Source organism: Kitasatospora nipponensis (genome assembly GCF_039528135.1).
GTDB classification, from domain to species: Bacteria; Actinomycetota; Actinomycetes; order Streptomycetales; family Streptomycetaceae; genus Kitasatospora; species Kitasatospora nipponensis.
This window is the reverse complement of the sequence record NZ_BAAALF010000763.1, coordinates 1-672: the sequence shown is the minus strand read 5'-3', so window position 1 is coordinate 672 and position 672 is coordinate 1. Positions and strand designations below refer to the sequence as shown.

General features: G+C 72.6%; 1 protein-coding gene and 1 pseudogene. Both read left to right on the top strand.

The features are described 5' to 3' along the window. A pseudogene (locus ABD323_RS43190) lies at positions 1-278 on the top strand (hypothetical protein); the annotation flags it as partial. Further along, the gene (locus ABD323_RS43185) at positions 275-523 is read left to right on the top strand and encodes a hypothetical protein (RefSeq protein ID WP_344447503.1); all 249 of its coding nucleotides are present in this window, start codon (positions 275-277) and stop codon (positions 521-523) included. The pseudogene ABD323_RS43190 and the gene ABD323_RS43185, both read left to right, overlap by 4 nt. Positions 524-672: the final 149 nt, after the last annotated feature.

Genomic DNA, 672 nt, shown 5'->3' with positions numbered 1-672 from the left:
CCTGGGCCTCACACCGGCTGGTCGTGCAGTTCCGCGACGCACCGACCAACTCCAAGCACAAGCGGGAGGTGTTCCTCGTCGCCGCCGGGCCTCGTGCGGACTACGCCGTCTACCGCACTGCCCAGCAGCGCACGAACAGCGCGCCGCGCACAGCCGCCGAACTGCGCACCCAGGCAGCCGTGGCCCGCTCACCGCGCGGCCAGGACAACGCGCCCCTGGCCCCAGCCACCACGCCGCGCGCCACCACCGCCCCGATCACCCGAATGGCCCTGTCGTGACCTCCGACAACGCTCCCGCCGCCCGCGCCGAACTCGCTGCCCTGCTCACCGAGAGCGCGCAGAGCATCTCCGCGATCCTCGACGCCGAGTACCCCACCCCCGTGTCCCGGCCCCGCGCCCCTGGTGGACGTTGCCCGTGCACCTCTCCTCCGTCCACATGCGCCCCGGCCCAGCCAGCCGAACTCGGCATCGCCGAGCCGTCAGCCGTCACCGGCTCCACCTCGACCGCAAGCCACCGCCCCTGACCCGCACCCCATTGGAGGAGCCGTGCCGTACAACCCGAACGACGGGCGGTGGCGCGATTACCACGTCAGCCCGCGCTACCTCGCCGGGTCGACGTTCACCGGAGATCCAGCCCTTCGCCCCCTGCTCGACGCGGGCTGGAACATGAACC